An 18,336-nucleotide genomic window follows, 5' to 3' on the forward strand; every position below is an offset into this window, starting at 1 on the left:
GTCGCATGAACCGTTCGAAGATCAGCCGCCGCAGCATTCTGGCGGCAGCCGGAACCGCCGCCGCCGTCACGGGCTTCCCCAGCATCCTGCGCGCCCAGACGCGCGAGATCTTCATCGGCGGTCCGGCCTCGCCGGGCCTGACGGACGTGCTCTTCCCGCTCATCGAGAAGAAGCACAACATGAAGATCCTCTTCGAGGGCACGAATTCGCTCATCAACCTCGAGAAGATCCGCAACAACAAGGATCGGCCGACGATGACCGTGACGATGATGGACGATCCCGTCCTCGTCCTCGCGCAGCGTGAGAAGCTGATCCAGAAGCTCCCCGCCGAGGTGACGACCCTCGCCGATCTGCCCGCTCTCGCCAAACCAGCGGACGGCATGTGGGCCAACTGGTGCCAGCCGATGTGCTCGGCCTCGCACAACACGCAGAAGGTCAAGGGCGTCGCGAGCTACGCCGATTTCTGGGACAAGACGTACCGCGACGGCCTCATCCTCATCTCGATGCGCATCACCCAGGCCGTGGCGCCGCTCCTCGCGGCGACGCAGCTCGCGACCGGCAAGCCGCTCGCGGAATGCCTCAAGCTCGCCGACGAAGGCTTCGGCAAGCTGCGCGAGCTCCGGCCCAACATCCTCCAGGTCTCGACGAACGCGCCGCAGGCCCAGCAGCTCCTCGAAACCGGGGAATGCCTCGCCTATCTCGCCCCGGATTCCCGCACGACCCTGTTCCGCAAGGCGGCCGGCGCGCCGGTCGACCAGTCCTATCCGAAGGAAGGCGTGATCGCGATGCCGGCCGGCGTCGCCCTCGTCGCGAATGGTCCGAACCGCGATCTCGGCGTGACCTTCATCAATGAGCTGCTCAATCCCGAGACGCAGGCGATGGTCGCCAAGACCTTCTACTCGAAGCCGACCAACACGAAGACTGTGCTGCCCGCCGGCCTGACCTTCCCCGACATGGTCGTGCTCGATTGGGAGTACTTCGCCGACAACCGCAACAAGTGGATCGAGCGCTTCGAGCGCGAGGTCGCCGCCCGATGACGAGCGTCGCACGGCCTGCTCCGGCGTCTGGCCGTCCTCCGGCCTATCTTCAGGTCGCGCAGCTCACCAAGCGCTTCGGCTCGGCCACGGTGCTGCACGACCTGAACCTGACCGTCGAGAAGGGGGAGTTCGTCTCCCTTCTCGGCCCGTCGGGTTGCGGGAAGACGACGCTGCTCCGGCTGATCGCAGGCCTGATGCGCCCCGAGACCGGGCGCATCGTCATCGCCGACCGCGAGCTGACGCGCGTGCCCGCGCACAAGCGCCAGGTCGGCGTCGTCTTCCAGAACTATGCCCTGTTCCCGCATCTGACGGTCGCGGAGAACGTCGCCTTCGGCCTCACCAACCAGCGCCGCAGCCGCGACGAGATCAAACGCCGTGTCGGGGAGGCCCTCCAGCTCGTGCGGATGGCGCCCTTCGCCGACCGCTCCGTCAGCGCGCTGTCGGGCGGACAGCAGCAGCGCATCGCGGTGGCGCGGGCCATCGTGGTCGAGCCGGCCATCCTGCTGCTCGACGAGCCCTTCTCCGCGCTCGACCGCAAGCTCCGCGAGACCATGCAGATCGAGCTCCGCCATATCCTGCGCGATCTCGGCATCACCTCGATCTTCGTCACGCACGATCAGGACGAGGCGCTCGTCATGAGCGACCGGATCGCCGTCATGAACGAAGGCCAGATCGAGCATCTCGGCACGCCCGCCGACATCTACACCTCGCCGAAATCGCTGTTCGTGCTCGAATTCGTCGGGCTCTCGACGCGCCTCGGCGGCACCGTCGTCTCGAGCCATGGCGGCGAGGTCGAGGTCGAGACGGCCTTCGGTCGCATGCGGGCTCCGGCGCAGTTCCGCCCGGGCAGCCCCGTCGTCGTCGCGGTGCGGCCGGAGGCCATCTCGATCGGGGAGAGCGAGGGCGATGGCCGCAATGTCGTCAGGGCCCGGCTCACCGATGTCGTCTATCTCGGGGCCAAGACGCAGCTCCATCTGCGCGGCGAACGGTCCGGCGACCTGATCCAGGCCGAGATCGCGCGGCTGCCGCCGGGCGGCCTGCCATCCGGCAGCGAACTCGCCCTGACCTGGCGCGTCGAGGACACGATGGTGTTCCCCGCGCCTGCATCGGCCGCGTCATGAGCGGGGTCCTGTCCGGAGCGCCGGCGGCGAGACCCGCGCGGAGCCGGCTGCGGTTCGAGGGCGACATGCGCGGCCTCATGGCGCTGCCCGCCCTCCTCTTCATGGGCATCGTCTTCGCCCTCCCGCTCGGGCTGCTCCTCGCCAAGAGCGTCCAAGGCGCGGACGGCCTGACGCTGAACGGCTATGCCCGCGTCCTCGGCGACGCCTATTACCGCGGCGTCATCTGGGATTCGCTGACCCTCGCCTTCCGGGTGACGCTGATCTCGCTCCTCGTCGGCTATCCGGCGGCCTATGCTCTCGCGCGGACCGGCGGCGTGATGCAGGTCCTTCTGTTCTCGCTCGTCTTCCTTCCGCTGACGGTCAGCATCATCGTCAAGACCTTTGGCCTCACGATCATGTTCCGCCGCGAGGGCATCCTGAACTGGCTCCTGATCAATACCGGGCTGACGGACGGGCCGATCCGCTTCGTCTTCACCGAGATGAGCCTCGTCATCGGCATGGTGAACGTGTTCCTGCCCTTCATGATCCTGCCGCTCTATTCCGTGATCCGGATGCTCGACGGGCGCTATCTCGACGCCGCGGCGACGCTCGGCGCGGGGCCGTTCACGACCTTCCGCCGGGTCGTCCTGCCGCTGACCATGCCGGGGATCGTCGCCGGGTCATCGATCGTCTTCGCGATCTCGGTCGCGGCCTATGTCACGCCCGGCCTCCTCATCGGCGAGCGCTACATGACGATGTCGATGGTCATGGCGAAGGCCTTCCTGAACTTCCGCGACTACCAGCTCGGGTCGGCCATGGCCTGCGTGATGCTGGTCATTGCGCTCTCCATCGTCTTCGCCTCGAGTTTCCTGACCCGCAGCCTCGAACAGCGGGGAGGGCGCTGACATGGCGACCGCGGCCCGAATCCTGTCGGCGATCATCCTCGCGCTGGTGCTGATCTTCCTGATCATGCCGATCGCGATCGTGATCCCGATCTCCTTCTCGCCCTCCACGATCTTCTCGTTTCCGCCGACCGGCTTCTCGCTGCGCTGGTACGAGAACATCCGGAACGCCGACGGCATCCTGCGCGCGCTCTGGCTGTCGACGCAGATCGCGGGGCTGTCGACGGCGATCTCGCTCCTCCTCGGCACGCTCTGCGCGATCGCGATCGTGCGCGGCTTCATCCCGGGCGGCCGGCTGGTCGCAACCTTCATGACCTCGCCGCTGATGATTCCGGGCCTGGTGCTCGGCATCGCCATGCTGCAGGCCGCCCGCGAGATCGGGCTGCGCGACGGCTACGCGGCGCTGCTCCTGGCCCATGTGGTGGTGACGATGCCGTTCATCATGCGGACGGTGCTGGCGAGCCTCGCCCTCTTCGACTTCGCGATGGTGGATGCGGCCCGCATGCTCGGCTGTTCCTATCCGGCCGCGCTGTGGCGCGTGCTGGTGCCGAACATCCTGCCGGGCTTCGTCTCCGGCGCGCTCTTCGCCTTCATCGTGTCCTTCGACAACTACCCGGTCTCGATCTTCCTCGTCGACGTCCGCACGAAGACCCTGCCGATCCAGCTTCTGAACCAGCTCGAGATGTCCCCCGATCCGACCCTTGCGGCCGTCGCCACGATCATGGTCGTGCTGACGATCCTCGCTCTCCTCGTCTGCGATCGGCTGGTCGGGCTGAAGCGCATGGCGGCCGTCTGATGCGGCTGCTGGTCCTCAATCCCAATACGAGCCCCTCCGTCACGGAGAGGCTGGCGGCGGTCGCGACGCGGGCGGCCTCGCCCGGCACCGAGATCGTCGCCGTGACGGCGCCGCGCGGCTTTCCGTATCTGTCGAGCCGGGCCGAGGCGCAGATCGGCGGCGCGATCGCGCTCGAGATGCTGGCGGAGAAGGGCGGCGATTATGACGGGGCCGTGATCGCGGCCTTCGGCGATCCGGGCCTCCATGCCGCGCGCGACGTGGTCGAGGTGCCGGTCGTCGGGATGTCCGAGGCCGGCATGCTGGCCGCCTGCCTCCTCGGCCGGCGCTTCTCGCTCGTGACCTTCGCGCCGGCCCTCGCCTCCTGGTACGAGGACTGCGTCGCGCTACACGGCCTCACCGGCCGCTGCGCCTCGATCCGGCATCTCGACGAGGCCTTCCGCTCGATCGGCGAGGTTCAGGAGGAGAAGGCCGAGCAGCTCGTGGCGCTCGCCTGCCGCACGGTCGAGCAGGACAGGCCCGACGTCATCGTCCTCGCCGGCGCGCCGCTGGCCGGCCTCGCGCCGCTCGTCGCGGACCGGATCCCCGTGCCGCTGGTCGATCCGATCGCCGCCTCGATCCGCCAGCTCGAGATGCTGGTCGCCATGACGCCGCGCCTGCCGGAGGCAGGACGCCACCTCCGCCCCGCGGCGAAGCCGAATTCCGGCCTCCCGCCCGCCCTGTCGCGGATCATGGCGGGCCGCTGATCGGCCGCGAAGGCGCTCTCTCCTCGGCAAGCGGTCGGGGGGATGCGTGGGCCGGGCCCCGAGGAGACGGCACGGCCTGCTGCAGGAGAGCGATGGCCTGATCGGTGTTCAGGATGTGCCCGGTGACGAGCCTCCTGGCCTCGTCGCCATCCCCCGCCTCGATCGCCGCGAGGATGGCGCGGTGCTCCCGGATCGATTGCTCGATCCGGCCGTCCTGCGACAGGGCGGCGTTCCGGGCCCGCTGCAACTGGCGCAGGATGCGATCGTGCATCTGGACGAGGATCGGATTGCGGGCGGCGGCGACGATGAGGCTGTGGAGCTGCCGGTTCGCCTGCATGTAGCGGGCGGCGTTGCCCTCGTCATGGGCCCGCTCCAGCGCCTCCTGGAGCTCGGCCATCCGGTTCAGGTCCTGGCGGCCGGGGCGGAGGGCGGCCAGGGAGGCGGCGAAGCCCTCGATCGCGGCCTCGGCCTCGAAGAGGTGGTGCAGCTCCGCCGGATCGAGACGCGAGACGATCGCGGCCCGGTTCCGCCGCAATGTGACGAGGCCTTCGGTCGCGAGTTGGCGCAAGGCCTCGCGGACCGGACTGCGGGACGTCCCGAGCCGCTCGACCAGCATCGGCTCTCCGAGCGCGTCGCCGGGTTTGAACGTGTTCGACACGATCAGGGCGCGAAGACGTTCGGCCGCGCTTTCGGCGAGGGAGGGATCCGCGCTGCGCCGCCGGACGGCGCCGGCGGGCAGATCCCTCACGTCCGCTCCTGCGGGAGATCCCGTGTGCTCCCGCGGCTAGGAGCGGAGCGTGTTCTTGTGAATCTGGCCATCCTTCATGACGAGTGCGAGATTCGTGCCGGGATCCTCGATCAGGCTCAGGTTCTCGAGCAGGTTGCCGTTCACGACGAGGATGTCGGCGAAAGCCCCCTCCTCGATCACGCCGAGCTTGCCGGGATAGGGGTTGCGCGGCCCGGACAGGGCGAGCAGCCCGGCATTGCCGGAGGTCGCCATCCGCAGGGCCTCGGCATTGCTGTACCAGCGGCCGAGATGGCTGAGCATGGTGCCCTGGCGCGGGGTCATCTGCGCCGAGAACAGGATATCGGAGCCCCAGGCGGTCTTGATGCCGTGCTTCCGGGCGAGCGCGAAAGCCGTCGGGGTGCCGCCGATGACCTGCTGCATCCGGTCGTGGCTCGCCCCCGTCAGCGGCCCGGAATCCGCCTCGCTCAGGAAGGGCTGGATGCTGAGCCAGACGCCCTTCTCCGCCATCGATGCGGCGGTCTTCTCGTCCATCAGATGGGCGTGCTCGATACAGGCGGCGCCGGCCGCGACGGCGCGCTGGACGGCCTGCGGCGCGAAGGCGTGCACGGCGACATAGGTGTTCCAGTCGCGCGCGACCTCGACGCCGGCGCGCAGTTCGTCCTCGCCGAAGGTCACCATGTCGAGCGGGCTGCGCGGGGACGAGACGCCGCCCCCTCCGACGAGCTTGATCTGGGAGGCGCCCTGCAGAAGCTGTTCGCGGATCCGCAGCTTGAGTTCGCCGACGCTGTCGGCGATCATCGCGCCGCCGAAGCTCTCGATCTTGCTGAGGCGGGCCGGCTCGCGCGGGATGTCGGTCAGCATGCGCAGATCGGCATGCCCCCCCGACGTCGTGATCATCGCGCCGGACGGATAGATGCGCGGGCCGGGAATGACGCCCGTATCGATCGCCTGTTTGAAGGAGAAGACCGGGCCGCCGAGGTCTCGGACCGTCGTGAAGCCGCGCTGCAGGGTGCGGGCGGCTTCGGCCGTGGAGGCGGCGAAGATCGCGCCGGGATCCGCGGTCACGAGCACATGGGCCGGCACGGCCGCGAACAGCGTGTGCCAATGCGCGTCGATGAGGCCGGGCATCACCATGCGGTCGCCGCAATCGATCACGGTCCAGCCCGGCTGCGGCGCGGCATTGGTGGTGTCGACGGAGATGACGCGGCCGCCCTCGATCAGGATCTGGGCCGCGCGCAGGGAATCCGCCTTGCCGTCGAAGAGCCGCGCCCGCCGCAGCAGCGTCTTGCCCGGCGCCCCGCTGGGCTGAGCAAGGGCCGGCGCCGCGGCCGCTCCGGCGAGCGCGGCGACGCCTGTCAGGAAGCCGCGGCGGGAGAAGGCGTCGAGGCGGCGAGAGGCTCTCTCCAGCAACGGGCTCTGGCAGCCGCAGCCGAGGCCGTGGACGAGGTGCTGATACTTTTGCCCGACGCGGATCATGACGTGCCTTCCCGTCTGCGGGTCGGCGGCGGGGGATCCGCGCACGAGCCGACAGCCCGAAGGGCACAGCAAATCGGCCGTGCCCCGCCCCGTCATACTGCGCATCTAAACAGGTTTTCTAGTCCTTGACGCGCCTAATCTCCTGTGCGTGTATCCTGAGACTTGCTCGAAATAGAACGTGATAAATATAAAATTTTCGGAGTGTGTCGATGGAGGTGAGGGGGAGCGCAGATCAGCCGGAACGGCATGTCTCGACCGGCCGCCTGCCCTCCGCCGAGCGCGTCCAGAGTCTGGTCGTTGAGGCTCACGAGCGGTTTTCTTCCATCGGCACCGGCGAGGTTTCGCAAGTCTACCCGGCGCTGGCGCGCGTTCCGGCCGACCTTTTCGGTATCTGCGTCGTCGGAACCGACGGCCGTGCCTTCGCCGTCGGCGACGCGGACCGCGACTTCACGATCATGAGCGTCTCGAAGCCGTTCGTTTTCGCGCTCGTCTGCGACCTGATCGGCGCGACCGGAGCGCGCGAGCGGCTCGGCGTCAACGCCACCGGATATGCCTTCAACTCGCTGGCCGGGATCGAGCGCAGCCCCGGGGGGCGCACGAACCCCATGGTCAATGCCGGTGCGATCGCGACGACGAGCCTCGTCCCTGGCGCCACGCTCGAAGAGCGGTGGCGCTTCATCCGCGATGGCCTGTCGCGCTTCGCGGGGCGCGACCTGGCTCTGAACGAGGAGGTCTACCAGTCCGCCTCCGAAACCAATCATCGGAACCGGAGCATCGCGCTGATGCTCGACAGCGTCGGGCGGATCTATTGCGATCCGATGGAGGCGACGGACCTCTACACGCGGCAATGCGCGCTGGACGTGAGCGCCCGCGATCTCGCCGTGATGGGCGCGACGCTCGCCGATGGCGGCTTCAATCCCGTCACGCGCGAGCAGGTGGTCGACCCCTCCGTCTGCCACTACGCGCTCGCGGTCATGCTGACGGCGGGCCTCTACGAGACCTCGGGCGACTGGCTCTACGAGATCGGCCTTCCCGGCAAGAGCGGGATCGGCGGAGGGATCGTCACGGTCTCGCCGGGGAAGGGCGGGCTCGGCACCTTCGCCCCGCCGCTGGACGAGGCGGGGAACAGCATCAAGGGGCAACTGGTCGCGCAGTTCCTGTCGCAGCGCCTCGGCCTCGACCTTCTCGTTTCCGCGCCGGCCTGATCGCGGCACGCGGCGATGATGGGCTTTTCCGGCAACTTCTTCAGGGGGCAGCGATGACGGGTGCGACGACGACCGACGGGCCGCATGCCGAGGAGCAGGCATCCTGGGTGCCGATGATCTGCATCGCGCTCGGCCAGGCGATCATGTCGTTCAACGTCGCCTCGCTGCCGGTGGCCCTGGGCGGAATGGTTCAGAGCTTCGGCGTCCCGCCGACGACGGTGGCGACCGGGATCGTCGCCTATTCCATGATCGTCGCCGGCTTCGTGATGCTGGGCGCGAAGCTGGTCCAGCGGTCCGGAGCGCTCAGGGTCTTCCGCCTCGCGGTGGTGGTCTTCTGTGTCTCGCAGGTGATGATGACGTTCAGCCCGAACGCGACGATCATGATCACGGCTCAGGCCGTCTGCGGCGCTGCGGGCGCGGTCATCGTGCCGGCGCTCGTTGCCCTGATCGCGGAGAATTATCGCGGCGCCCAGCAGGCGACGGCGCTCGGGGCGCTCGGCTCGGCCCGTGCCGGCGCGGGCGTCGCGGCCTTCCTCATCGGCGGCGTGCTCGGCACCTATATCGGCTGGCGGCCGGTCTTCGGGATCCTGATCGCGGTCTCGGCGCTCGTGCTCTTCCTGAGCTTCCGCCTGCGGCCTGACCAGGGCCGGCCCGACGTCCGGATCGACTTCGTCGGGGTTGCGCTCGCGGCCTCGGCGATCGTCCTGATCAGCTTCGGCTTCAACAACCTCAACCGGTGGGGATTGGGGATCGCGCAGCCCGGAGCGCCCTTCACGCTGCTCGGGCTGTCGCCGGCGCCGGTCATGATCGTGATCGGCCTCGTGCTCGGGCAGGGTTTCCTGCGCTGGACGCGGCGACGGGAGGCGTCGGGCGAGACGCCCCTCCTGCCGCTCTCCGTCCTCGAATCGCCGGCCGAACGGGCGGCCGTCTACGCCATGTTCTCGGTCGTCGCGCTCGAGGCCGCGCTCAATTTCTCCGTGCCGCTCTACATCCAGATCGTGCAGGGCCGCACGCCCATGGCGACGGCCGTCGCCATGCTGCCGTTCAACCTGACGGTGTTCTTCGCGGCCATGGTCATCGTCCGCTTCTACGACCGCTTCACGCCGCGTCAGATCGGCCGCTTCGGCTTCGTGCTGTGCACCGTCGCGCTGTTGTGGCTCGCCCTGGTGGTCCGGAACGACTGGAGTTCCATCCCCGTGCTGCTCGGGCTCGTCGTCTTCGGCATCGGCCAGGGATCGCTCGTGACGCTGCTCTTCAACGTGCTCGTGACCGCATCGCCGAAGGAACTCGCGGGCGATGTCGGCTCGCTGAGGGGCACGACCAACAACCTCGCCGCGGCGGTCGGGACGGCCGTCGCCGGCGCGCTGCTGGTCGGCCTGCTGAGTTCGGCCGTCATGCGCAGGGTCGCCGAGAATCCGGTGCTGCCGCCCGCGATCCAGGCGCAGGTCGATCTCGACAGCATCACGTTCGTCAGCAACGACCACCTGGCCGGGGTGATCGCGAGAACCGACGCCTCGCCGGAGCAGAAGGCCGAGGCCCTGCGCGTCAACACCGAGGCGAGGCTCCAGGCGCTCAAGATCGGCCTGCTGCTCATGGCAGGGCTCGCGCTGCTGGCGATCCTGCCGGCCGGGCGGCTGCCGGGCTATCGTCCGGGCGAGATCCCGGAGCCCTGATCGGGCGTGATGATCCGACGACGCGGAGTGGAGGGTTGCCGATGAGGTCGATGCTGGTCGTGGCGGTGGCCGCCTTATGCCTCCTTGGCGCTCCTCCGGCGACCGCCGTGCCGAGCGCCAAGGCCGTCTCGGCGAGCGATCTCGTCTCGGAGGCGCGCGTCCGGCAGCGGCGCGTCGTCTGCCGGGACGGCCATGTCCGGCGCTGGGTCCGGGGCCGCTGGCGCGTGACGCCCTTCCGCCGCTGCCGCTGAGCGATCCCCTTCGACTTGGCGCAGGCGAGGAGGCCGTGGCAGGCTGAGGGGAATCGCTCACCCGAACCAATATCCGGAGGATACGCCATGACGATCGCCCTCAAGACGGAGCGCTCGCTCCTGAGCCAGGACGAATTCGCGACGCTCGCGCAGACCCATTATCCGGCCCTCTACGAGGTCGACGGCGCCGCTCTCCCGGACCTGCGGCAGCGCATCCGCACGCTTCGGGACAAGGAGCGGACCCTGGCGCGGACCCTGCGCCGGAGCATCCGCGGCAAGGCCGGCGAGCGGGGCGGCAGCTTCCCGGGCAATATCGAGAAGCCGGCCCGGCGCAAGCAGGTCTTCGCGGGCGCGCTGAAGCGGCTCAACAAGGAAGCCGATCGTCGGCGCGTCATGGAGGCGCGCGAGGCCTTGCGCGGAGCCGTCGCCGCGAAACAGGCGGCCGATGGAACCGGCGCTCCCGATCCCGGCCGCACCGGCCGCACCGGGATGCGGCCCCAGGAAAGCGCCCGGCGGCGGACCGCCGTGAACCGCGCGAAGGTCGGCAGCGTCTCGCAGGCGACCCGGAATGCCCAGGCGAGGCGCGATGCGCGCTGAGCCGGCCTCGGGCCCGGCCACCCGCTGCTCCGGCGCGCTGGAACAGGCCTTCATTTTCGGCTAAGCGGCCAGCGCCATCAGGAAAATCCGCGCATGTCCTATGTCATCGATCCGCCCGCCGTGGCCTCGCTGCCGGTGGAGGGAGAAAGCGGGCGCTTTCCCGTCCGGCGCATCTACTGCATCGGCCGCAACTATGCCGAGCATGCGCGGGAGATGGGGCACGATCCGAACCGCGAGCCTCCCTTCTTCTTCCTGAAGCCGTCCGACGCGGTGCTCGATGCGGCGCGCGATTTCCCCTATCCGCCCGGCACGAAGGACGTGCACCACGAGATCGAGCTCGTCGTCGCGCTCAAGACGGGCGGGCGGGACATCGCGGAGGCCGACGCCCTGGACCATGTCTACGGCTATGCCGTCGGGCTCGACATGACCCGCCGGGATCTCCAGGCCGAGGCAAAGAAGATGGGGCGTCCGTGGGACGTCGCGAAGGGCTTCGACCATTCGGCGCCCTGCACGGCGCTCAAGACCGTCGCCGCGATCGGCCATCCGTCCAAGGGGCGCGTCTGGCTCGACGTCAACGGCCAGACGAAGCAGGAGGGCGATCTCGCCGACCTGATCTGGACGATCCCGGAGGTCATCGCGACGATCTCTCGCCTGTTCGAACTCAAGGCGGGCGACCTGATCATGACCGGCACGCCCGCCGGTGTCGGCGCCGTCAAGACCGGCGACGTCATGGAAGGCGGCGTCGAGGGCGTCGGGACGCTCCGCATCAAGGTCGCCTGACGGCAGGCCGACAGCACGGCGCCCTCCGCGCGATCCACGGAGGGCGTCATGCGGAGAGAGCGCGTCGCGCCCTCTCCGGGGGGCGCTTCAGCGCGTCCCGCTTCCGCCCGAGCTGAGCTTCGAGATCGCCTGGGGCAGGACGCTCGAGAGCTGCTGAAGGAGCTGATCGCGCGGCAGACCGGTGGCCTTCTCGAGTTCGCCCAGCGTCCGCTCGTCCAGCACGCTGTTCAGCTCCGTCGGGGCGACGGGCTTGTTCTCGCCCGGGCCGACCCAGGAATCGACCTTGTCGCCGAGCCCGCCGCCGCGGAACCGGTCGAGCAGCGAATCGAGGCTCGGCAGGCCGGCGAGGACGCCGCTCTGGATCGTGCCAGACCCTGCCGGCTCGGGAGACGAGCCGGGCGCGTTCTGCGCCGGCGCATCGCCCCGGCCGAAGATGGAGCCGGCAATGGATTCGAGGCTCGGAAAGCCGGCGAGGATGCCGCTCTGGATGGTTCCCGATTGATCCGGCGCCGGGGCCGCCTCGGCCTTCGCCGCTGAGGCGTCGTCCTTGCCGAAATAGGACGAGGCCGCCTTGGCCGCGAGCAGCGCCAGCAGGATCTTCGTCAGCGGAGACGTGCTTCCGCCGTCCTTGCTGCCGAGGATATTGTCGAGAAGACCCATCATTCCATCCTTCCGTGCGCGCGCCCGGGCATGCCGTGCGCGGCGACAGTCAAGCTTGAGCCAGAAACGCGCGAGGGTCGAGATCGATCCCTCGGCCTTCCTTCATCTTCGTGTGATACGGGCGGCGGGAATGGCGCGGACCTGGCGGCCGGCAATGCCGGACGACGGAAGCGGAGATGGGCAATGGCAACTTCCGACAGGCGCCTCGCGGCTGCGAGACCCGACCTCGCGGACGAGCGCCTGCGGGGCACGGTGCAGGCGGAGCGCTACGTCGCGGGCCGCGAAGCCCGGATCGTGGCGCCTTGCGCCCCTCTCCGGCGACGTCCCGCTCCCGATGCGCCCCTCGATACCGAAGCGCTGATGGGCGAGCCCGTCCGCATCTTCGACGAGCGCGACGGCTATGCCTGGGCTCAGCTCCTGCAGGACGGCTATGTCGGCTACCTGCCGTCGTCCGTGCTCGGTGCCGAGGCGCCGGCCCCGACCCATCGCGTTCGGGCCGTGCGGACCTTCGTCTATCCGGCCCCGGACCTGAAGACGCCGCCCCTGTCCTTCCTTAGCCTCGGCGCCGCCGTCGGGGCCTCCGGCGAGGTCGAGCGCGGCTATCTGCCCCTCGCCGGCGGCGGCTATGCCTGGGCGGCGCATCTGCGACCCGTGAGCGAGCGCGAGCCCGATTACGTCGCCGTCGCGGAACGGCTCCTCGGCGCTCCCTATCTCTGGGGCGGCAAGTCGAGCCTCGGCATCGATTGCTCCGGCCTCGTCCAACTCGCTCTCGCCGCCGCCGGCATCGCCGCGCCGCGTGACAGCGACATGCAGGAAGCCGGGCTCGGGCAGCCCCTGCCGGAGGGTGGCTCCCTCGCCCGCGGCGATGTCGTGTTCTGGAAGGGCCATGTCGGCCTGATGCTGGACGGCGCGCGCCTGCTTCATGCCAACGGCCACCACATGGCCGTCGCGATCGAGCCCCTGGCGGAGGCCGAGAGCCGCATCCGCGAGGGCGGAGGCGGCCCGGTCACGATGCGGCGGCGCCTGCCGGAGCATCAGCGCCCGCGGGGTTGAAAGCCTGATCCGGCACTCCCTCCCTCCTCATCCTGAGGCGCCTCGCGAAGCGAGGCCTCGAAGGACGCATCACGGACGCGCGTGCTTCGAGGCTCGGCGAAGCCGAGCACCTCAGCATGAGGACGGTCGGGATGGCGTGCTCGGCAGTCCAGGGGGCGGCCAAGCGGCCCCTCCCGCCCTCAATAGCCCCGCGTCAGGTCCACCGCGTTGATGAAGGATTGCCCGCCCTCGTGGCGGCGGATCTGGGCGGCGACGGCCGAGGCGATCGCGTCGGGGTCGCTCATGGCGGCGTTGTGGGGCGTGATCTGCACCGCCGGATGCGTCCACAGGCGCGAGGCGGACGGCAGCGGCTCGGTCTCGAAGACGTCGAGCGTCGCGGCCTTCAGCGTGCCGTCGTCGAGGGCGGCGAGGATGTCGGTCTCGACCTGCAATCCGCCCCGGCCGGCATTGACGAGGATCGGCCCGCCGAGCCGGCCGTCCCGCGCGAGGCCTGCGAAGAGCCGGGCGTCGAGGAGGCCGCGCGTGTCGGCCGTCAGCGGCAGCAGCACGACGAGGATGTCGGTGCGGGCGAGGAAGGCCGGCAATTCGCCCTCGCCGGCATAGGTCGGGATGCCGTCGATCTCGCGCTTCGTGCGGCTCCAGCCGGCGACGTCGAAGCCCATGATCCGGAGCTTGCGCGCGGAATCGCCCCCGAGCACGCCGAGCCCCATGATGCCGACCCGGACATCCCGCGCGGCCGGCTGCTCGCGGTCGTCCTCCCAGACGCCGCGGCGCTGGCGGTCGGCATAGGTCCAGCCCTTCCGCAGATGCATCAGGCAATGCATCACGACGTACTCGCTCATCCGCTCGGTGAGGTCCTGGTCGACGACACGAAGGACCGGCACGTCCGGAAGGTTCGGATCGGTCGCGAGATGGTCGATCCCGGCGCCGAGCGAGAAGACGGCTTCGAGGTTCGGCAGGTTCGAGAGCACGCCCGGCCTGTGCTTCCACGTCGCAGCATAGCGGATGGAGGCCGGATCGAAAGGCTCGCGGGCGGAGACGGTGTCGCGATCGGGCAGGAGGCGGCGGAAGCGATCGAGCCAGGACTCCTCGTGCCAGCCCGTGACGGCGAGGAGCAGGGAGTTGGGGCGCGACGTCATGGGGCCTCGATGCGTTCGCCGACGACCGGCGGGATGACGGGAGGGCGCTCGCCGATGCTGTAGGCGGCCCGGACGGCGCGGGCGGCACGCTCGGCCGCGTCGTCCGATCCCGCATGCACGATCGCGAGCGGCGTGTCTTCCTCGATCTCGGCCCCGATCCCCGCGAACCGGACCAGTCCCACGGCATGATCGATGGGATCTGCGGCGCGGACCCGGCCGCCGCCGAGCGCGACGACGGCGAGGCCGAGCGCGCGCGTGTCGATCGCCTCGACGAAGCCGCGGGCCGAAGCACCGATCTCGCGCCGGACGGGCGCTGCGGGAAGATGGCGCTCCGGGCGCTCGACGAGGTCTGCCGGCCCGCCAAGCGCGCTCACCATGCGCCCGAACCGCTCGGCTGCCGCGCCCGAGGCGAAGGCCTCCTCGATCCGCCGCCGGCCCTCCGCCTCGTCGGAGGCCAGCCCGCCCAGAGCCAGCATCGCACCGCCGAGGGCGACCGTGACCGCCTGAAAGCGGGGCTCGACCTGCCGTCCGGCGAGGTGGTCGACGGCGTGCCGGATCTCGAGCGCGTTGCCGGCGACGGAGGCGAGCGGGGCGGCCATGTCCGTGAGGTAGGCGCTCGTGCGGAGGCCGGCTCCGTTCGCCACCGCGACGATCCGCTCGGCGAGCGCGCGCGACTCCTCGGGCTGTGCGAGGAACGCGCCGGACCCGGTCTTGACGTCCATCACGAGGCCGTCGAGCCCGGCCGCGAGCTTCTTCGAGAGGATCGAGGAGGTGATGAGATCGATCGATTCGACCGTTCCGGTGACGTCGCGGATCGCATAGAGGCGGCGGTCGGCGGGGGCGATGTCGGGCGTCTGGCCGATGACGGCGCAGCCGGCCTCGCGCACGACGCGGCGGAAGGTGTCGAGGTCGGGCTGGGAGACATAGCCGGGGATCGAATCGAGCTTGTCGAGCGTGCCGCCGGTATGGCCGAGCCCGCGGCCGGCGATCATCGGCACGTAGCCGCCGCAGGCCGCGACGGCGGGGGCGAGGACAAGGCTGACGCCGTCCCCGACGCCGCCGGTCGAATGCTTGTCGAGCGCCGGCCCCGGAAGGTCCCAGGCGAGCACGGTGCCCGACCGCGTCATCGCGCCCGTCAAGGCCACGCATTCGGCGAGCGAGAGGCCCCGGATGCAGATGGCCATGGCAAGGGCGGCCGCCTGGCCTTCTCCCACCCCGCCATCGACGAGCCCCGCGACGAAGGCCTCGATCTCCTCCGGCTCGAGCGCCCGTCCGTCGCGCTTCGCCCGGATCACCTCCTGCGGCAGGAACATGCAGGCCTCAGGGTCGCGTCCAGCCGATCTTCACATAGCCGCCGCCCTGATGGGCTTCGATCACGGGATCGTCGCTCGTCTTGGCCGCGAGGGCCTCGGCGAAGCCGTCGGCCGAATCCTCCGGCGCCCAGCCGATGAGGTCCCTGGCATCGCCTTCCCACCAGGTCATGCGGCTGTTGTTCGACGCGCCCCAGACCACGCAGCAACCGACCTGCGGCGCGAGGATCGCCCGGATGCAGAGACGGGTCAGGTCGCCGTAGGAAAGCCAGGTCGCCAGCATGCGTGCATCGACCGGCTCCGGGAAGCAGGAGCCGATACGCACGATCACGCTCTCGACGGCGTGCTTGCGCCAATACAGCCCGGCCATCATCTCGCCCCAGACCTTGGAGGCGCCGTAATAGCCGTCCGGCCTCAGGGGGCTGTCGGGATCGATCGTGGTCGAGCGGGCGTGGAAGCCGATCGTGTGGTTCGAGGACGCGAAGACGACGCGCGCCTTCGCCAGGCGGGCGGCCTCGTAGATGTTGTAGAGGCCGGCGATGTTCGGCCCGATCACCTCGTCGAACGGCTTCTCCACGGACGTGCCGCCGAAATGGAGGATGGCGGAGCAACCCTCCGCGAGCCGGGCGACCGCGTCGCGGTCCACGAGGTCGGCCGCCTCGAAGGTGCAGCCCGCCGGCACGGGATCGGGAAAGGGGACGATATCGGTCAGGCGCAGCGTCCAGCCCTCGGCTGCGAGGCCTCGTGCCAGGACCCGGCCGAGCGCTCCCGAAGCGCCGGTGAGGAGAATGGCTCCAGCCGGACGGGAGGAGGCGTCTTGGTGTCGATCAGTCATCGTCTCGTCCCGACAGATAGGCCCGGAGGACCCGCCGCAGCTTCGGAGCCGCCGCGGCAGCGGCCGCGTTCGTCTCCGCATGCGTGTGGGCCAGCGGGCTGTCTCCGATCCCTGCCGCCATATTGGTCACGGCGGAGATTGCGGCAACCCGCAGACCGTGGAAACGGGCCAGGATCACCTCCGGCACGGTCGACATGCCGACGAGATCCGCTCCGAGCAGTCCCGCCATGCGGATTTCCGCCGGCGTCTCGAAGCTCGGTCCGGAAAACCACATGTAGACGCCCTCGGGGAGCGGCACCTCGGCAGCCGCCGCGGCTCGCGTCAGATCGGCCCGGAGACCCGCATCATAGGCACCGACCATGGGCACGAAGCGGGCGTCCCCCGTCTCTCCGAGAAGCGGGTTCAGGCCGGAATAATTGATGTGGTCGCAGACGAGGACGAGGCCTCCGACCGGCAGGCCGGGATTCACCGCGCCCGCCGCGCTCGTCAGGATCAGGGGCGGCGCGCCGAGGGCGGCGACGATCCCGATGGGGACGGCCATCGCGGCGGCATCGCCCGCTTCATAGAAGTGCACCCGCCCCTGGAACACGAGGACACGGCGGCGGCCGTAGCGACCGGCGACGATGCGGCCCTCGTGGCCGGTGACGCGGGCCGGTGCGAGATGCGGTACCTCGCCGAACGGAACGGAGACCGCATCGGCGACGTCGTCGGCGAGCTGCGAGAGGCCCGTGCCGAGGACGAGCGCGCAGTCGAAGCGGCCCGAGATTCCGCGCGCCGCAAGGGCGGCGAGGGCTTCGGCGACCCGGTCCTCAGCGCGCATCGTCGGGGGCCGCGGGCGGCCGGAGCGAGGTGGGGCCGAACGCTTCGGGGAGCAGATCGACGGCGCGGATCGAGCGGGCGATTCCGTCAGGCGAGGCCATATGGACCTGCGTCGCCCCGTCGGCGAATTCGAGGATGCGCTGGCGGCAGGCTCCGCAGGGCGCGAGGGCGTCCCGCCCGCCGCCGAGGATGACGATCTCGGCAATGCGGGTCTCGCCCGCCGCCACCATGGCGGCGATGGCGCCCGCCTCGGCGCAGGTGCCGACCGGGTAGGACGCGTTCTCGACGTTGCAGCCGGCGAAAATCCTGCCCGAGGCCGTCGCGATCGCGGCTCCGACGGGGAAGCGCGAATAGGGCGCATAGGCCCGATTCCGCGCGGTGGCGGCCGCGTCGAGGAGTGCGCGGCGATCCGTCTTCGCGGCCGGTCTGTCGACCAAGGGGATCGCTCCGCGCTGTCAGGGCGGCCCGGCTATGGCGCCTGCCGCCGGGACCCGGCTCAGATCGAGCCGGGCGGGATGCTGGACCGGTTGCCGTTGGCCCGCTTCATCGTGGCTACGTAGTTCGGAGGCGTCTGAAGGATCGAGCCGCCCGATCGCAGACCCATATAGCGCGCGATGTCGCCGAGGAACGAGTTGCAGTTATAGGTCGTCGCGCTCCAGAGCGGCGTCGAGCGCTGCATCTGCCGGATCTTGGCGACGAGCTTCATATAATCGGCTTCGCCCATCGTCACGCGCCAGCGATTCGAGATGTACATGTCCTCGAGATCGCCGTCGCTCGGACCGGTCTCCGACGGAACGGGAATCAGGTGCCCGATCATCCACGGCACGGGGCTGTCCCCGGCCGGATGCAGGCCTGCGACCTCGCTGGAAATGATCTGACCACGCGAATTCAGGCGCCCGAAGGCGGCGTAGGAATGCCCGTAGCTCTGCGCATAGCGAGAGCGGAATTCGATGAAATAGGCGCCGGGTGCAGCCGGGGCGGCGGCCCGTCTGCCGCGAGTCGCGCGACGCTCCTGCGCCTGGCTCGCATATTCGATGGGCGGTTGGTCGGACGTGTTGGCGACGGCCTGGCTCGGAACCGCCGAGGACGAAGGACCGTCGAGGTCGAAGCCGTTTTCGGCGCGCGGAGCCGTGATGGCGGCAGTGACTGAAAAACAGAGCGCGAGGGCGCCGAGACGGGCCCACTGGCCGATAAAATTTCGCATCTGAAGCT

The 18,336-nt window shown here is 69.9% G+C and carries 20 protein-coding genes; 11 read left to right on the forward strand and 9 right to left on the reverse strand.

The features are described from left to right. Positions 1-5: 5 nt before the first annotated feature. From EV668_RS14725 to EV668_RS14745, 5 genes are all read left to right on the forward strand, one after another. Positions 6-1,037 (forward strand): extracellular solute-binding protein, encoded by a 1,032-nt coding sequence (locus EV668_RS14725; RefSeq protein ID WP_133771274.1) that lies wholly within the window; start codon positions 6-8, stop codon positions 1,035-1,037. Then, on the forward strand, positions 1,034-2,158 hold the full coding sequence (locus tag EV668_RS14730; RefSeq protein WP_133771276.1) for an ABC transporter ATP-binding protein: 1,125 nt from the start codon (positions 1,034-1,036) through the stop codon (positions 2,156-2,158). Before EV668_RS14725 ends, EV668_RS14730 begins: the two co-directional genes overlap by 4 nt. Before the next feature lie 65 nt (positions 2,159-2,223). Beyond that, the gene (locus EV668_RS14735; protein WP_166652475.1) at positions 2,224-3,042 is read left to right on the forward strand and encodes an ABC transporter permease; all 819 of its coding nucleotides are present in this window, start codon (positions 2,224-2,226) and stop codon (positions 3,040-3,042) included. 1 nt (position 3,043) lies between these two features. Then, on the forward strand, positions 3,044-3,835 hold the full coding sequence (locus EV668_RS14740; RefSeq protein WP_133771280.1) for an ABC transporter permease: 792 nt from the start codon (positions 3,044-3,046) through the stop codon (positions 3,833-3,835). Continuing rightward, the gene (locus EV668_RS14745; protein ID WP_133771282.1) at positions 3,835-4,578 is read left to right on the forward strand and encodes an aspartate/glutamate racemase family protein; all 744 of its coding nucleotides are present in this window, start codon (positions 3,835-3,837) and stop codon (positions 4,576-4,578) included. The genes EV668_RS14740 and EV668_RS14745 overlap by 1 nt, the downstream gene beginning before the upstream one ends. On the opposite strand, the gene EV668_RS14750 is transcribed toward EV668_RS14745, so the two are convergent. Both EV668_RS14750 and EV668_RS14755 read right to left on the reverse strand, forming a co-directional pair. Continuing rightward, positions 4,562-5,326: a GntR family transcriptional regulator gene (locus EV668_RS14750; protein WP_245513192.1), complete on the reverse strand. Its 765-nt coding sequence runs from the start codon at positions 5,324-5,326 to the stop codon at positions 4,562-4,564. The two genes, EV668_RS14745 and EV668_RS14750, sit on opposite strands and share 17 nt — an antisense overlap. 36 nt (positions 5,327-5,362) lie before the next feature. Further along, entirely contained in the window at positions 5,363-6,802 is a 1,440-nt protein-coding gene (locus EV668_RS14755; protein ID WP_133771283.1) for a metal-dependent hydrolase family protein, read from the reverse strand. A gap of 209 nt (positions 6,803-7,011) precedes the next feature. Here EV668_RS14755 and glsA point away from each other — a divergent pair, with 209 nt between their 5' ends. From glsA to EV668_RS14780, 5 genes are all read left to right on the forward strand, one after another. After that, complete coding sequence (glsA, locus tag EV668_RS14760; protein ID WP_133771285.1) at positions 7,012-8,007, forward strand: glutaminase A; 996 nt, start codon at positions 7,012-7,014, stop codon at positions 8,005-8,007. A gap of 53 nt (positions 8,008-8,060) precedes the next feature. Then, entirely contained in the window at positions 8,061-9,680 is a 1,620-nt protein-coding gene (locus EV668_RS14765) for an MFS transporter (protein ID WP_245513194.1), read from the forward strand. 41 nt (positions 9,681-9,721) lie between these two features. Continuing rightward, the gene (locus EV668_RS14770; RefSeq protein ID WP_133771287.1) at positions 9,722-9,931 is read left to right on the forward strand and encodes a hypothetical protein; all 210 of its coding nucleotides are present in this window, start codon (positions 9,722-9,724) and stop codon (positions 9,929-9,931) included. Between the two features lie 87 nt (positions 9,932-10,018). Continuing rightward, a complete protein-coding gene (locus tag EV668_RS14775; RefSeq protein WP_133771289.1) occupies positions 10,019-10,528 on the forward strand; it encodes a hypothetical protein in 510 nt (169 codons plus the stop codon). Positions 10,529-10,621: 93 nt separating this feature from the next. Next, positions 10,622-11,308, forward strand: coding sequence for a fumarylacetoacetate hydrolase family protein (locus EV668_RS14780; protein ID WP_133771292.1), 687 nt, complete (start codon positions 10,622-10,624; stop codon positions 11,306-11,308). An 87-nt stretch (positions 11,309-11,395) separates the two neighbouring features. Here EV668_RS14780 and EV668_RS14785 read toward each other — a convergent pair whose 3' ends face one another. Beyond that, positions 11,396-11,971, reverse strand: coding sequence for a YidB family protein (locus tag EV668_RS14785; protein ID WP_133771294.1), 576 nt, complete (start codon positions 11,969-11,971; stop codon positions 11,396-11,398). Positions 11,972-12,151: 180 nt separating this feature from the next. Here EV668_RS14785 and EV668_RS14790 point away from each other — a divergent pair, with 180 nt between their 5' ends. Continuing rightward, a complete protein-coding gene (locus EV668_RS14790) occupies positions 12,152-13,021 on the forward strand; it encodes a C40 family peptidase (RefSeq protein WP_133771296.1) in 870 nt (289 codons plus the stop codon). A 179-nt stretch (positions 13,022-13,200) separates the two neighbouring features. Here EV668_RS14790 and EV668_RS14795 read toward each other — a convergent pair whose 3' ends face one another. From EV668_RS14795 to EV668_RS14820, 6 genes are read right to left on the reverse strand one after another with little or no spacing between them, the layout of a single operon-like run. Continuing rightward, positions 13,201-14,160, reverse strand: a complete 960-nt coding sequence (locus tag EV668_RS14795) for a 2-hydroxyacid dehydrogenase (protein WP_133771298.1) — start codon at positions 14,158-14,160, stop codon at positions 13,201-13,203. Continuing rightward, positions 14,157-15,473, reverse strand: a complete 1,317-nt coding sequence (deoA, locus tag EV668_RS14800; RefSeq protein ID WP_133771300.1) for a thymidine phosphorylase — start codon at positions 15,471-15,473, stop codon at positions 14,157-14,159. The genes EV668_RS14795 and deoA overlap by 4 nt, the downstream gene beginning before the upstream one ends. Before the next feature lie 7 nt (positions 15,474-15,480). Further along, the gene (locus EV668_RS14805; RefSeq protein WP_133771302.1) at positions 15,481-16,305 is read right to left on the reverse strand and encodes an NAD-dependent epimerase/dehydratase family protein; all 825 of its coding nucleotides are present in this window, start codon (positions 16,303-16,305) and stop codon (positions 15,481-15,483) included. Further along, a complete protein-coding gene (locus tag EV668_RS14810) occupies positions 16,298-17,125 on the reverse strand; it encodes a purine-nucleoside phosphorylase (RefSeq protein ID WP_133771304.1) in 828 nt (275 codons plus the stop codon). Before EV668_RS14810 ends, EV668_RS14805 begins: the two co-directional genes overlap by 8 nt. Continuing rightward, positions 17,115-17,561 carry a cytidine deaminase gene (locus tag EV668_RS14815; RefSeq protein ID WP_133771306.1) on the reverse strand — a complete coding sequence of 149 codons (447 nt, stop codon included), beginning with the start codon at positions 17,559-17,561 and terminating at the stop codon, positions 17,115-17,117. Before EV668_RS14815 ends, EV668_RS14810 begins: the two co-directional genes overlap by 11 nt. Before the next feature lie 59 nt (positions 17,562-17,620). Continuing rightward, entirely contained in the window at positions 17,621-18,328 is a 708-nt protein-coding gene (locus tag EV668_RS14820) for a hypothetical protein (RefSeq protein WP_208111547.1), read from the reverse strand. Positions 18,329-18,336 lie beyond the last annotated feature (8 nt).

Origin of the sequence: Enterovirga rhinocerotis, from assembly GCF_004363955.1 — a bacterium.
GTDB lineage: Bacteria > Pseudomonadota > Alphaproteobacteria > Rhizobiales > Beijerinckiaceae > Enterovirga > Enterovirga rhinocerotis.

Excerpts from the sequence above, each read along its gene's own strand:
- EV668_RS14755 (WP_133771283.1), bottom strand. The coding sequence starts at position 6,802 with ATGATCCGCGTCGGGCAAAAGTATCAGCACCTCGTCCACGGCCTCGGC.
- EV668_RS14740 (WP_133771280.1), top strand. The coding sequence starts at position 3,044 with ATGGCGACCGCGGCCCGAATCCTGTCGGCGATCATCCTCGCGCTGGTG.
- EV668_RS14795 (WP_133771298.1), bottom strand. The coding sequence starts at position 14,160 with ATGACGTCGCGCCCCAACTCCCTGCTCCTCGCCGTCACGGGCTGGCAC.
- glsA (WP_133771285.1), top strand. The coding sequence starts at position 7,012 with ATGGAGGTGAGGGGGAGCGCAGATCAGCCGGAACGGCATGTCTCGACC.
- EV668_RS14790 (WP_133771296.1), top strand. The coding sequence starts at position 12,152 with ATGGCAACTTCCGACAGGCGCCTCGCGGCTGCGAGACCCGACCTCGCG.
- deoA (WP_133771300.1), bottom strand. The coding sequence starts at position 15,473 with ATGTTCCTGCCGCAGGAGGTGATCCGGGCGAAGCGCGACGGACGGGCG.
- EV668_RS14770 (WP_133771287.1), top strand. The coding sequence starts at position 9,722 with ATGAGGTCGATGCTGGTCGTGGCGGTGGCCGCCTTATGCCTCCTTGGC.
- EV668_RS14735 (WP_166652475.1), top strand. The coding sequence starts at position 2,224 with ATGCGCGGCCTCATGGCGCTGCCCGCCCTCCTCTTCATGGGCATCGTC.
- EV668_RS14780 (WP_133771292.1), top strand. The coding sequence starts at position 10,622 with ATGTCCTATGTCATCGATCCGCCCGCCGTGGCCTCGCTGCCGGTGGAG.
- EV668_RS14730 (WP_133771276.1), top strand. The coding sequence starts at position 1,034 with ATGACGAGCGTCGCACGGCCTGCTCCGGCGTCTGGCCGTCCTCCGGCC.
- EV668_RS14810 (WP_133771304.1), bottom strand. The coding sequence starts at position 17,125 with ATGCGCGCTGAGGACCGGGTCGCCGAAGCCCTCGCCGCCCTTGCGGCG.
- EV668_RS14725 (WP_133771274.1), top strand. The coding sequence starts at position 6 with ATGAACCGTTCGAAGATCAGCCGCCGCAGCATTCTGGCGGCAGCCGGA.
- EV668_RS14785 (WP_133771294.1), bottom strand. The coding sequence starts at position 11,971 with ATGATGGGTCTTCTCGACAATATCCTCGGCAGCAAGGACGGCGGAAGC.
- EV668_RS14820 (WP_208111547.1), bottom strand. The coding sequence starts at position 18,328 with ATGCGAAATTTTATCGGCCAGTGGGCCCGTCTCGGCGCCCTCGCGCTC.
- EV668_RS14745 (WP_133771282.1), top strand. The coding sequence starts at position 3,835 with ATGCGGCTGCTGGTCCTCAATCCCAATACGAGCCCCTCCGTCACGGAG.
- EV668_RS14775 (WP_133771289.1), top strand. The coding sequence starts at position 10,019 with ATGACGATCGCCCTCAAGACGGAGCGCTCGCTCCTGAGCCAGGACGAA.
- EV668_RS14765 (WP_245513194.1), top strand. The coding sequence starts at position 8,061 with ATGACGGGTGCGACGACGACCGACGGGCCGCATGCCGAGGAGCAGGCA.
- EV668_RS14805 (WP_133771302.1), bottom strand. The coding sequence starts at position 16,305 with ATGACTGATCGACACCAAGACGCCTCCTCCCGTCCGGCTGGAGCCATT.